Here is a 13,341-nt window from a genome sequence, read left to right as displayed (position 1 = left end):
GGGGCGTAATTATGTTAAGTCGTTTCTTTATTCAAAGGCCTAAGTTTGCCCTTGTAATATCCATAATATTAACGCTGGCAGGTGCGATCTCTCTCGCTATCTTACCAGTGGCTGAATATCCAAAAATTAGCCCTCCTTCTGTTAGCGTGTCGGCATACTACACAGGTGCAAGTGCTGAAGTTGTAGAACAAGCGATAGCTGACCCCATAGAGACATCGGTTAACGGTGTAGAAGATATGATCTACATGTCTTCTAAAAGTGCTAACGATGGTTCATACAATCTTAACGTAACTTTTGACGTTGGTACTGATGCTGATATGGCTCAAGTCAACGTTCAGAATCGAGTTGCTCAAATCGAATCGAAGCTACCACAAGAAGTAAGAATGGTGGGTGTGACGGTGAAGAAACGCTCGCCTGACCTTTTGATGGTATTGAACTTCTACTCGCCAAACGGTGAGTATGATGACCAGTTCTTGATCAACTACGTAAACTTAAACATTAAAGACCAATTGGCACGTGTGTCAGGCATTAGTGAAGTTAACGTTTTAGGCGGCGGCGAGTACTCGATGCGTGTTTGGTTAGATCCTGAAAAAATGGCTAACCTGAACTTAACGACATCAGATGTGTATGGCGCATTGGCTGAACAGAACGTTCAAGTGGCTGCTGGTCGTATTGGTGCTGCACCTTACAGTAACCCGCAAGAAGTACAGTTCAACTTGGTAACAAAAGGCCGACTAGAAACGGCTGATGAGTTTGAAAATGTTGTACTTCGAGCAAATCAAGACGGTTCAACGGTTTATCTAAAAGATATTGCACGTGTTGAACTGGGTAAAAAGTTCTACGATGGCAATGGTAAATACCGAGGACAAGACGCTTCAATCGTAACGCTGTCACTTCAGTCAGACGCAAACGCGTTGGAAAGTGGTAAAGCGGTCATGGCTATGCTCGACAATCTAAGCACTAACTTCCCTGAAGGTGTGGCTTACGAGGCGAGTTATGACACCACGGTATTCGTTGCTGAATCGATTAAAGGCGTAGTCAAAACACTCATCGAAGCTATCTTGCTGGTTATCGCGGTTACGTACTTGTTCTTGGGCAGTGCGCGTGCAACCTTGATTCCTGTGGTTGCGATTCCGGTATCTTTGATTGGTACCTTTGCGATCATGCAGATGACGGGTTTCACCATCAACACGGTGACGCTGTTTGGTTTGATATTGGCGATTGGTATCGTAGTAGATGATGCGATCTTGGTTATCGAGAACGTTGATACCACCATGGCCAAAGATCCAACGATCTCCCCACGTAAAGCAACATTAATCGCAATGAAAGAAGTAACTGGCCCGATCGTTACTTCAACTTTAGTTCTGTTAGCCGTTTTCATACCTGTAGCCATGTTACCCGGTATTACCGGCATCATGTACCGTCAGTTCGCTCTGACCATCTGTATTGCGGTTGTTATCTCTTCGATTAACGCATTAACGCTTTCTCCTGCGTTGTGTTCATTGGTTCTTAAACAGGGCGGTGGTAATACGTCGCGTTGGTATCAAGCGTTTAACCGCGGTCTAGAAAACGTTACTAACAAATATGGTCAAATCGCTGGCTTCCTTGTGAAGAAAGGCGTTTTGCTATTTACCTTCTTTGTAGTAGCACTGGCTGCCGTTACTTACTTTGCGAAGACGACGTCTACAGCGTTCGTACCTCAAGAAGATAAAGGTATTTTGCTGGTCAACGTACAACTACCGGATGCGGCATCGCTATCTCGTACAGAAGACGTGACAGGGCAACTGTTAGAGATGGTAGAGCAGGAACCGGGTGTTGATGGAGTGACATTGGTTAATGGCTACGCGTTCATGACTGGCGCTTCCGCGTCAAATGGTGCGTCGCTATTTATCAAGCTCCACGATTGGGATATGCGTAACGCGTTAGATGGTGAACATTCTGCCTCTGCGATTTCTCGTCGTATCAATGGCCGAGCGGCAACTGAACTGCCTCAAGCGATTGTGTTTGCGATGGGCCCACCTGCAGTACCTGGCATGGGTGCAGCATCAGGCTTTGAATTTGTTCTAGAAGATACGCTAGGTCGTAGCCGTACTGATCTTGCAATAGTAATGAATGATGTGATTGCTGAGGCGACTAAACAGCCTGAGATTTCACATACATTCAGTACATTCCGTGCGAACGTGCCTCACTACTATGTCGATATTGACCGTGAGAAGGCGCAACAATTAGGTATCCCACTATCGGAAATCTTCCAGACTTTACAAGGTAATCTGGGTTCGCTTTACGTGAACGATTTCACCATGTTTGGTAAGAACTTCCGTGTAACTATGCAAGCTGATAGTGAACACCGTAGCAGCATGGATGACTTACAACGATTCCACGTACGCTCTTCTAACGATGAAATGATTCCGCTAAGTACTTTGGTGACTTACGATCAAATCTTTGAACCTGATGTAGCATGGCGTTACAACATGTACCGCAGTGCGGTGATTCAAGGGCAACCTGCACCGGGCTATTCAAGTGGTGATGCGATTGCAGCAATGGAGCGTGTAGCCGCTGACGTCTTACCTCAGGGTTATCAGTACGAATGGACAGGCATGGCTTACCAAGAAGTACTGGCAGGCAACCAAGCTATCTTTGCGTTCGCACTGGCACTGATCTTCATCTACTTGTTTATGGTGGCTCAGTACGAGAGTTGGACAATACCTATAGCAATTATCTTAGTAGTACCGGTCGCAACCTTAGGTTCCTTCTTAGCTCTGAACTTAACTGGTACACCGCTGAACCTTTATGCACAAATTGGTTTGGTGCTCTTGATAGCCTTGGCCGCGAAGAACGCAATTTTGATTGTGGAGTTCGCGAAAGTTGAGCGTGAAGAGAAAAATACATCAATCGAAGATGCAGCTGTGAAGGGAGGTACGTTGCGTTTCCGTGCTGTGAACATGACGTCTTGGTCATTCATACTCGGTATCTTCCCGCTAATCTTCGCTGCGGGTGCAGGTCACGTGAGTCAGAACTCGTTGGGTATTTCCCTAATCGGCGGTCTGTTATGTGTGTTATTGGCTGGTACGTTCCTAATTCCAGGCTTCTATGCATTCATACAAAGTAAGCGAGAGAAGGCACACGGTGGTAATACCAAGTTAGTTCCGCTTGATGATGAATAGAGAATTTAATTCCCTGTAAACTTATTTTTCGTAAACTAGCCCCTCATAAAAACGAAGGCTTAGCATTGTGCTAAGCCTTTTTTTATTCACAAGTGGAATAAAAACGCTTTTTATATACTCAGATCTTTATTATGTGATGGAGCTAACACTCTAATTTGGGTTTTGTAATAAAATGATGTTTTATTATTAAGCTACTGTTTATTAATGAAATATCATGGTTCAGCGAACGAGTGTATGCTCGAAAACATTTGCACAATAGTGTGAAGTGTTTCAAAATTACGAAGTTATATTGAAATTTTATGTGCATTGAGGTTCTTATGAAAGTCATTGATTTATTTAAACACCGAGGCGATAGCGTGTCTTCGCAACACTCAGAGTTTATGCAATGGATGTCTCCAGCTCTTAGAGATTACTGGGGCGACTTTCTTGATCGTACGCAAAATAGCCATTTTTTCGCATGGGTTCGTGATCACCACAAACCAGCGGTAAATGAAGATGCACCTGAAATGCCAATAGAGCAGCCGACCGTGTTAAAGCAAGAAGCTCAACTTGTGTTTGATGAGCTCAATCAGCAGATCGGTGAGGTTATTCATACTGGTGACTGGATCAATGTAAGTCAAGAACGTATTAATCAGTTCGGCCTTGTTACTGAAGATATGCAGTGGATTCATACTGAGCCTTCTAAGGCAGAAACAGACTCTCCGTTCAAAACAACCATCGCACATGGTTTTTTAACGTTGTCTTTGCTTCCACGACTGACTGACAGTGTTGATCCTGATAAATCTCAATTCCCAACAGCTAAGATGGTTGTAAACATTGGTCTTAACCAAGTTCGTTTTCCATACCCTGTAAAGTCGGGCAGTAACGTCCGCGCTAAGAGCACGTTGACAAAAGTAACGCCAATTAAAAAAGGTTTAGAGATTGAACGCGAAATCCGCGTAGAAATCGAAGGGGTTCGTCGCCCTGGTGCTGTGATTGTTTCGGTAATCCAACTGCATTTCTAATCCTTTGCTGTAAGTGAAATGACTCTTAAACGAAGATTATAGATTCCAAAAAAAAGAGAGAGCTTAGTGCTCTCTCTTTTTGTTTGTGCGATATCTCGCATTTACTCTATCTAAGAGCCGTTACTTAATACGTGTATAACCGTACTCTTCGATAAGATCTTGCCCTTGCTTTGACTTTACGAACTTAATGAAATCTTTGCTCTCGTCAGAAACAGAGTCTGTTTTGTGTAGCAATAAGAATGGGCGAGCCAATTCATAGCTGTGGTTAGCAATGTTCTTTGATGTTGGTTCTACGCCTTCAAAGGTGATTGCCTTAATTGAACGGTCGATCGAACCAACTGAAATAAACCCAATGGCGTGTGGGTTATGGTTAACAATCGTTTTTACCATGCTGTTGCTGTTTACAACCAAGTTATTTGGATTGATATCAGACACCAGACGGTCGTTAATGATTTGAGTTAAACCAAGTAAGCTTTCGAAGCTGTAGCGTGAACCTGAAGAAGCTTCACGAGTTACCACTGCGATAGGTTGATCTGCACCACCCACTTCTTTCCAGTTCGTGATCTTACCTTTGTAGATATCGAACAGTTGTTCGCGGGTTACGTTAGTAACACCGTTTGAACGGTTTGTTACAACGGCTAGGCCGTCAAAGGCAATTGGAAATACCTTCAATTCTTCGTTTTGCTCACGATTTGTTAAGTAGCGTGAGCTCATACCGATATCAGATACACCTTTATTAACCATAGTAATACCGGCCGTAGAGCCAATACCCTGAACAGCAATATAGTTATCAGGGTGAGTCTTGTTGTACTCCTCTGCTAATACATCCATAACTCGCGATACAGAAGTGGAGCCCGAAATATTGGTTTCTTGAGCAAAAGCAGCTTGAGAAGACAGGGCTAAGGATAAAAGAGAGGCAAGCGCGACTCGTAACATAAACAACTCCTAGTTAATAACATTTGTCGCATATCATAGGTCGCTTATATGACACTTTTGTGAAATTCCATTCGTGTGCAAGATGCCAGCTAGGTTGGCTTATAAAAGTGAGTTCGGCATAGCTTAGTTTGGCTCAAATGAGTTGTCGCAGTCTGAACTAATGGACGGGATCAAGAGAAGGTTCGTTTATGAGAGCAGGGTGGGTATTTTGTTCGCGCTTGTTCGCTAAAATGTTTGTTGAATCCTAAGCTAAGTAGAGAAACTCACTACTTAGAAAGTTTCTATGAAGTCGCAAGGGGTGTTATGTCCGTCATTCATATAGAACTGAACCGTCTTTTAATTGGGGCTGAAAGGCTCTGTACTTCTCGCAATCGCAGTTTACCGGTAGAGCTAGGTAAATCCCTCTATGAAGCGTGTGAGGGTGGTGTGGTGTTTTCTCAGGCACATTATCTGCTCGACTCATCTCACAGTGATTATACAAACGATATAGCCTGCGTGATCTTTGATGAGTCGCTATCTTGTTGGTCGGTTATGGTGCCGCTTGAAGGTGATTCGGAAAGTGACTCAGTGAATTGGGGACCTTATCCTTACCTCGCTAAATCGAAGGATCTTGATGCCATTCTTTCTGAAATAGAAAAAGATCCTAAATCGTATTTCTGGTCGTGACCATTTTACTTAGGCGTTCACTGGTGGTTTGATACCAAAAATGAACGACCTTCGTAAATTCCAATCAACACATTTCAGATTTTTACTTTTATTTTTACCTGAACCTGCACTTACAAAGACTGTGCAACTAAAGAGCGGAAGTCTTTGGGTGTCTTGCCATGATAGGTTTTAAAGGCAGTACTGAAGTGGGCAGCACTTTTAAAACCGGATTCGTAAGCGATCTGAGTAATCGATTTGTTCGATGTTCTGAGCTGAGTAGCAGCATGGGCAATGCGCTTTATCTTTAATAGATTTGAAAATGACAGGTCTTCAGCCGACAAGCGACGTTTAAGCGTAGCAGGAGACATCCCCATATAACTGGCTAGCGTATCTAATGAAATATTATTTTCAATGTTCTGCTCAATGTAATGTATGACCTTCTGTGTCACATTTAAACTTGAAGCACGGACAATAATCGTCAGCAAAGCCGGGTATTGCTCTACCATCAACGACAACAAAGCTAAGCCTAACTGGGTGAGTGCGTAGTCATTCTGAGTTTGTGAATTAGCCAGTGTTAGGATGAGCTCCTTCATCTGATGTATCTCAGTGTCGGTTTTGTCGAACTTGATGTATTTATTTGGAATTCGAGTAGGCTCTAAATCACCAAATTGATTGATGAATTTCTGAAAAATAGCCAAATCAAAATCTAAACACGTTGAGCTAAATTCGCCATTTTCAGTATTAACAGTGACATCTTTAATCTGCCCTGAATTGTAAAGCGTGAAATCTCCCGCTTGTAATGAGGCTTCAGTGCCATTGGGTAACGTGAAAGAAATACTGCCTTTAGATACGATGAAGATACCGTTTTTCGAGGCGGGGTAACGTTCTCGTTTCCTAGGAATAAAATTTCTGAATTGAGTAACTGTAATCGATGACATAGTGCGCTTCTTTGACGTTGTAAATTGATTGCTTATTGAATGTTTTTTTAAGTATTGTTTAAGCATGAGACATTTACAAAAAAGGCGCTAATAATTAGCGCCTTTAGAAGTGAACCTTTGAAGCTTTTAACCTTGAAAGATCTAACCTTGCAAGCCTAACCTTTAAAGTTCTTAAGCTTCGGTTTCATTTGTCGTTTCAGGCTCGCTAGGCAAGTCCGCAAAAACTTGAGTAGGTTTGGCTACTAAGTTACGGTTTTCCTGATTAACTTCTGAGAGAACTACTTCTAAAACGTCTCCCAGTTTGTATACCATTTCTTTATCGATAGATACAGTACCCATATCACTGTTGCACTCTATTCTCTCCTTATTATTAATAATGAGAGAGCCAGGGATAAATGCAGCTGCACCATTATCCAGTAGGCGAACACGCATGCCTGCACGGTTAATGTCGAAGATCTCTGCTTGGAAGCGAGTTTCGTCTGCCGGAGCGTTCGCTAGCGTGCGGGCATATAACCAATCGCCAACATTACGCTCAGCCATACCGTGATGACGGCGGTGCAGAGCAAGTTCATCACCAATCGTTTCATCTGGCGTTTGAATTGGCGCTTTACCTAAGATGTGCGCTTTAAGCATACGGTGGTTAATCATATCGCCGTATTTACGAATTGGAGAAGTCCAAGTTGCGTAAATGTCTAAACCCATAGCGTAGTGTGGTGCAGGCTCATTGCTGATCTCGCTGTACGCTTGAAATTTACGAATGCGGTTGTCGTAGTAGCTGTTGTCTAAAGAGCCCAACCAACGGCGCAGAGTAGCAAAACCCTCTAGAGATACGATCTGCTCTTCTGTAAACGGTGTTTCTGCTTCTGGATTAACCAGTTCTAGAACGTCTGATAGTTTTTCAGCTTTGAATCCAGAGTGGCAGTTAAACACACCTTGATTGAAATTTTCTTTCAATACACGACCAGCACAGATGTTCGCGCTGATCATTGATTCTTCAACTAGCTTGTTCGCGCTGCGACGAGTATCTGCGTGGATAGCGACAACGTCGTTGTCTTCGCTTAGTTCAAAGCGGTAGTCAGGGCGATCTGGGAACACAACTGCGTTTGCAGAGCGCCATGCTGAACGTGCTTGTGCAAATTGGTGCAAATCAGAAACAATAGCAGCGATTTCTTCTGATGGCTGCCACTTCTCTGACGTCCCTGTTTCTAGCCAGTCTGATACGTTGTCGTAAGCAAGACGAGCGTGAGATTTGATGTTCGCAGCAAAGAAGTTAATGTCATCACCGATAACACCTTCTTTAGATACCGTCACTGTACAGCAAAGTGCAGGGCGAACTTCGTTCTCAATTAGTGAACATAAGTTGTCGGCAAGATCGCGAGGTAACATAGGAATGTTACGGCCAGGAAGGTAAATAGTGAAACCACGTTCGCGAGCTACTTTATCCATAGAGTCATCTGGAGAGATGTAAGCCGTAGGATCCGCAATAGCGATAGTCAGTTCGAAATCACCGTTCTCTTTCTTCTTCGCGTAAAGCGCATCGTCCATATCTTTTGTGCTTTCACCATCGATGGTTACAAAAGGTACGTGCGTCATATCTACGCGTTCAAGATCGGCATCGTCGTTGATCTGCCAGTTGTCGATGCCTTGAGGCTCACTGTTAGGTAGGTCGTTTTGTGCCAGTGTTACCCACCAAGGTGCGATCTTGTCATCAGCGTCGGTGATTTTTTCAGAGATTTGAGCCAAGAAACCGTTATCACCTTTTAATGGGTGCTGAACGATATGAGCGACAACCCAGTCGCCTTCTTTTAGCGTTTCAGGGTTTAAGCCTTTCTTAGCTTTTGCTTTTAGTTGCAGCTTTTTCAGTTGCGGGTGATCTGGAACAACGTTCAATCGACCTTTGAAAAGCTTAACTCGTGCGATGAAGCGAGTAAGACCTTGTTCAACCAATTCCTCTGGTTCGGCTACTTCGCGTTCTTTCTCTGTACGAATGATCGCAATGACTTTGTCACCGTGTACACATTTCTTCATGTACGGAGGCGGGATGAAGAAGCTTGTTTTGCTATCGACTTCGAGAAAACCAAACCCTTTTTCAGTGGCTTTGATCGTACCTTCCTTTTTAGGGAGGGTTTCTTGGATTTGCTGCTTTAGCTGAGCGAGTAGGGGATTATCTTGAAACATCTTACTTTTATCTAACGAGGACAATTGAGCATACTATAATCATTGCGAGGTCTGATTACTACTGAAAGCCGAAGTGGGCTTAAATTAATTGCCCACTTATTTAACTGTATCAATTTGATGGAATCGGCAAGCTGTGACGAGATATTCATCAAGTTTTGACGATATGATAACCAGTATTGATATAAAACCGAAAAATATGTGATGTATTTCAATTTTTTCTGGCTTTTTTTATGCATTTAGGGAATAATCCGCCTCCCTTAGACGTCCCTAATGGCTTGAAGTGTTTTATTACTGCTTCGTAACTCTGAATGGAATCAGTATCTGATTGGATCAGTATTGGAATTGATAGAGCTCCCGGGACCTTTTGTTTACTTATATATAGTGGGATCCCAATGTCCGAATCTGTAATTCAATTTAATGAATTAGCCCTTAACGATAACATTCTTTCAGCTCTTGATGGAATGGGTTTCGTTTCTCCGACTCCAATCCAAGCAGCAGCTATTCCTCTTCTTCTTGAAGGCCGTGACGCACTAGGTAAAGCACAGACTGGTACTGGTAAAACAGCAGCATTCTCTCTGCCTTTACTTAACAAAATCAACCTGAACCAACACAAACCACAAGCAATCATCATGGCTCCTACTCGTGAGCTAGCGATTCAAGTTGCTGCAGAAATCAAAAACTTAGGTCGTGACATCAACGGTCTTAAAGTTCTTGAAATCTACGGTGGTGCTTCAATTGTTGACCAAATGCGTGCTCTAAGCCGCGGTGCTCACATTGTTGTTGGTACTCCAGGTCGTGTTAAAGACTTACTAACTCGTGACCGTCTACACCTAGATGAAGCACACACATTTGTTCTTGATGAAGCAGATGAAATGCTAAAAATGGGTTTCGTAGATGACGTTACTTGGATCCTTGAGCAAGCTCCAGAATCTGCACAACGTGTACTTTTCTCTGCAACTATGCCTCCAATGGTTAAGACTATTGTTGACCGTTACCTACGTAACCCTGCACGAGTTGACGTTGCTGGTACTAACCACACGGTTGATAAAGTAGCGCAGAATTACTGGGTTGTTAAAGGCGTAGAAAAAGACGAAGCAATGTCTCGTCTTCTAGAAACTGAAGAAACTGACGCGTCAATCGTATTCGTACGTACTCGTCAAGACACTGAGCGTCTAGCTGATTGGCTATCTGCACGTGGCTTCAAAGCTGCTGCACTGCACGGTGATATTCCTCAGTCTCTACGTGAGCGCACTGTTGATCACATCAAACAAGGTGTTATCGATATCCTAGTTGCAACTGACGTTGTAGCTCGTGGTCTTGATGTTCCACGTATCACTCACGTATTTAACTACGACATCCCATTCGATGTTGAATCTTACATCCACCGTATTGGTCGTACAGGCCGTGCTGGACGTAAAGGTAAAGCGATCCTACTAGTTCGCACTAATCAAATTCGCATGCTTCGCACTATCGAGCGCGTAACTAAGTCTCAAATGGAAGAAATCCAACTTCCACAACGTGACGAAGTTGCTGCTGCACGTGTTGCTAAGCTTGGCGCTGAACTTGAAACAGAGAAAGAAAGCAAAGCTCTAGAAAACTTTGCAGGTCTTATCTCTACTCTTCAAGAGTCTCTAGAAGTAGACGCTGCTACACTAGCTGCAATGCTTCTTAAGCGTCAGCAAGGTAAGAGCCCACTATTCTACGTTGGCGAAGACCCAATGATCGCTGCTATCGAGCGCGATAAGAACCGTCGTAAAGATCGTCGCGAAGATCGTGACAATGGCCGTGACGGTGGTGGTCGTAACTTCAATACGCAAGATTGGGATACTTACCAACTACAAGTTGGCCGTGAGCAAGGTGTTCAGGTTAAAGATATCGTTGGCGCACTAGCAAACGAACTTGGCCTAACTAAAGGTTCTATCGGTGCTATCAAGCTAGACCAAGGTTCTACTTACGTTCAGCTTCCAAAAGCAATGAACTCTGAAACTACTGGTAAGCTAAGCAAACTTCGCATTCGTCAAAAAGAAGCTGGCGCTGTAGTTGTTGATTTCAACGACTTCCGTGAGCCTCGTCGTGGCGGCGGCGGTCGTGATGGCAACCGTGGCGGCGGTCGTGATGGCGGCGGCTACCGTGGTAACCGTGAAGGCGGTAATCGCGAAGGTGGTAACCGTGAAGGTGGCAATGGCGGTCGTGGTGGCTACCGTGGCAACCGTGATGGTAGCCCAGCTGGCGGTCGTGATGGTAACTCTGCTGGTGGTCGTGATGGCGAGCGTCGTTTTGACCGTAACCGTGGTGGTGATCACCGTGGTAACTTCCGTGGCGAACGTGGCCATGGTAACGGCAATGGCGCTAGCGCTGGCAACGGTGGTAACCGTGGTCGTCGTCCAGAACGCAGCGAAGGTTAATCAACCTTTAGCCTAGATATTCTAATCTAGACACAGAATTTAAAAGCCGAGCTTAATGCTCGGCTTTTTTGTGCCTGCTCGCTAACTTTTACCCGCATTGGTGTATCAAAGGGATCGATTCGAATCCGTATCGCTAATGGTCTTTTCGGCGAGATTAGTAAATACATCGTTAGCAGAGACATACACCGTTAACGTAACTGTATTGGCCTACGAGGCCATACTGAAATAACGTGCCACAACGACTGGTTACAATGAATAGAAACCCTCTAAGCTACAGTGTAGGACGCCTATTCGTAGAAAAGAGTTCTATCTGCACTTAAGTCGAATGCCTTATCACGTCGTTTATGAATATCTTCGTACTTTCTGCCTTTTTGATGTAAACGCTGGGAAAGGGAGAATAAATTGTCGGCATTTTTTATTGGGTGAGGGCAGAGTGCTATCGCTTTCTCTTCTGATTTCTTGCATTTTCTTGAGTCACTCTAATTAACTGAATCAAGCTAAAAATAATTTGAGCAGTCGTTTGCTTCGTCAGTTCATCAACTTTATTATTCAACTATTTTTTAATTTCGCTCTCGAAATAAATAAATAGATGACTAAGATCAACTTAATTGTGTTCATTTAGTGGTTTTTACAAAACAAAAGTTGAAAGATTCAAAAATTATTGAATAATGGGCTTAACTAAAATTGAAGTAAACACTTCATCCAATTCGTACTGAAACAGGATCCATATCCAATGTCTAATTCGTTTGTTCTGGTTATTAACTCGGGTAGTTCTTCCCTTAAATTTGCTGTCATCGATTCTGTTTCTGGTGACGCAGTATTAAGTGGCTTAGGGGAGTGTTTTGGTCTTGAGGATGCTCGCATGAGCTGGAAGTATCAAGGTCAGAAAACAGAAATTGCTATTCAAGGTGAGGGTAACCACCACAAAATTGCCATTGGCAAATTGGTAGGCCTGATGGAAGACTTAGGCTTCACTGCTGATATCGTGGCTATCGGTCACCGTATCGTTCACGGTGGTGAGAAGTTTACTCAAACCGTTCGTATTACTGAAGAAGTGACGAGTGAGATTGAAAGCCTATCTGACCTAGCTCCACTTCATAACCCTGCTGGTGCTATCGGTATCCGTGCTGCGATTGAAGCTTTCCCTTCTCTACCTCAGTTCGCTGTGTTTGATACTGCTTTCCACCAAACAATGCCACAACGAGCATTCACGGGTGCAATCGCAAAAGAGCTATACACAGACTTCGGTGTACGTCGTTATGGTTTCCACGGTACTAGCCACTACTTCGTTAGCCGTGAAGCTGCGAAGATGCTGAACAAGCCAGTTGAAGAATCTAGCTTCATCTCTGTGCACCTAGGCAACGGCGCTTCTGTATGTGCTATCAAAGATGGCAACAGTGTTGATACGTCAATGGGCTTCACACCGCTTTCTGGCCTAATGATGGGCACACGTTGTGGTGACTTAGATCCAGGCATCATTGAGTACCTACTTAAGAAAGGTTGGTCACAAGAGCAAGTATTCAACTCTTTAAACAAGGAGTCTGGCTTCCTCGGCGTGTCTGGTCTTACGAGCGATGCTCGTGGCATTTTAGAAGCAATGGAAGAGGGCCATGAAGGCGCTAAGCTTGCTTTTGAGGTGTTTACTTACCGAGTAGCTAAATACGTTGCTTCTTACCTAGCAACGCTAGACTCTCTAGACGGCATCATCTTTACTGGCGGTATCGGTGAGAACTCTCTACCAATTCGTCGTGAGATCCTAAGCAACCTTAAGATTCTTGGTTTTGTTGAAGATGTAGCGGGCAACGAAGCAGCTCGCTTTGGCGCTGAAGGCATCATCGCTAAATCAGAAATGCTTGATGCAGTAGCAATGGTTATTCCAACGAACGAAGAATTCGTAATTGCTCAACAGTCGGTAGAGCTCCTGTAATCTAAGCAACCGCTTGTGTAGAATATAGACGACAAAAAAGCGAGCCAAGTGGCTCGCTTTTTTGTGTTTGTATGTCCCGTCCTGAAATGTGTTTACACATTGAGGACGAGACAGTATTAACTCAATGGAGGCTAGGTTTAATTA

8 protein-coding genes are annotated in these 13,341 nt (G+C 43.8%); 5 read left to right on the top strand and 3 right to left on the bottom strand.

The annotated features are described in order from the left end of the window. Positions 1-11 precede the first annotated feature (11 nt). Positions 12-3,164 carry an efflux RND transporter permease subunit gene (locus OCV36_RS22285; RefSeq protein ID WP_135457325.1) on the top strand — a complete coding sequence of 1,051 codons (3,153 nt, stop codon included), beginning with the start codon at positions 12-14 and terminating at the stop codon, positions 3,162-3,164. Between the two features lie 317 nt (positions 3,165-3,481). Beyond that, positions 3,482-4,168 carry a MaoC family dehydratase gene (locus tag OCV36_RS22280; protein ID WP_135457323.1) on the top strand — a complete coding sequence of 229 codons (687 nt, stop codon included), beginning with the start codon at positions 3,482-3,484 and terminating at the stop codon, positions 4,166-4,168. Between the two features lie 120 nt (positions 4,169-4,288). Here the strand turns inward: OCV36_RS22280 and OCV36_RS22275 are convergent, their stop codons facing one another. Further along, on the bottom strand, positions 4,289-5,104 hold the full coding sequence (locus OCV36_RS22275; RefSeq protein WP_017074838.1) for a phosphate ABC transporter substrate-binding protein: 816 nt from the start codon (positions 5,102-5,104) through the stop codon (positions 4,289-4,291). A 303-nt stretch (positions 5,105-5,407) separates the two neighbouring features. On the opposite strand from OCV36_RS22275, the gene OCV36_RS22270 reads away from it, so the two are divergent. Next, complete coding sequence (locus OCV36_RS22270; protein ID WP_135457321.1) at positions 5,408-5,770, top strand: DUF3024 domain-containing protein; 363 nt, start codon at positions 5,408-5,410, stop codon at positions 5,768-5,770. Between the two features lie 110 nt (positions 5,771-5,880). Here the strand turns inward: OCV36_RS22270 and OCV36_RS22265 are convergent, their stop codons facing one another. Further along, the gene (locus OCV36_RS22265; protein ID WP_135457319.1) at positions 5,881-6,687 is read right to left on the bottom strand and encodes an AraC family transcriptional regulator; all 807 of its coding nucleotides are present in this window, start codon (positions 6,685-6,687) and stop codon (positions 5,881-5,883) included. 171 nt (positions 6,688-6,858) lie between these two features. Next, positions 6,859-8,865, bottom strand: coding sequence for an exoribonuclease II (rnb, locus tag OCV36_RS22260; protein ID WP_135457317.1), 2,007 nt, complete (start codon positions 8,863-8,865; stop codon positions 6,859-6,861). Between the two features lie 308 nt (positions 8,866-9,173). Here rnb and OCV36_RS22255 point away from each other — a divergent pair, with 308 nt between their 5' ends. Beyond that, positions 9,174-11,270, top strand: a complete 2,097-nt coding sequence (locus OCV36_RS22255) for a DEAD/DEAH box helicase (protein ID WP_135457316.1) — start codon at positions 9,174-9,176, stop codon at positions 11,268-11,270. Between the two features lie 733 nt (positions 11,271-12,003). Beyond that, positions 12,004-13,197, top strand: coding sequence for an acetate/propionate family kinase (locus OCV36_RS22250; protein ID WP_017074843.1), 1,194 nt, complete (start codon positions 12,004-12,006; stop codon positions 13,195-13,197). The last annotated feature ends 144 nt before the right edge of the window (positions 13,198-13,341 follow it).

The sequence above is a fragment of the Vibrio echinoideorum genome (assembly GCF_024347455.1).
GTDB lineage: Bacteria > Pseudomonadota > Gammaproteobacteria > Enterobacterales > Vibrionaceae > Vibrio > Vibrio echinoideorum.
This window is presented reverse-complemented; position numbering and strand designations above follow the sequence as displayed.

Bases quoted from the DNA above. Each gene is read 5' to 3' on its own strand.
- OCV36_RS22285 (WP_135457325.1), top strand. From the start codon at position 12: ATGTTAAGTCGTTTCTTTATTCAAAGGCCTAAGTTTGCCCTTGTAATA.
- OCV36_RS22280 (WP_135457323.1), top strand. From the start codon at position 3,482: ATGAAAGTCATTGATTTATTTAAACACCGAGGCGATAGCGTGTCTTCG.
- OCV36_RS22275 (WP_017074838.1), bottom strand. From the start codon at position 5,104: ATGTTACGAGTCGCGCTTGCCTCTCTTTTATCCTTAGCCCTGTCTTCT.
- OCV36_RS22270 (WP_135457321.1), top strand. From the start codon at position 5,408: ATGTCCGTCATTCATATAGAACTGAACCGTCTTTTAATTGGGGCTGAA.
- OCV36_RS22265 (WP_135457319.1), bottom strand. From the start codon at position 6,687: ATGTCATCGATTACAGTTACTCAATTCAGAAATTTTATTCCTAGGAAA.
- rnb (WP_135457317.1), bottom strand. From the start codon at position 8,865: ATGTTTCAAGATAATCCCCTACTCGCTCAGCTAAAGCAGCAAATCCAA.
- OCV36_RS22255 (WP_135457316.1), top strand. From the start codon at position 9,174: ATGGAATCAGTATCTGATTGGATCAGTATTGGAATTGATAGAGCTCCC.
- OCV36_RS22250 (WP_017074843.1), top strand. From the start codon at position 12,004: ATGTCTAATTCGTTTGTTCTGGTTATTAACTCGGGTAGTTCTTCCCTT.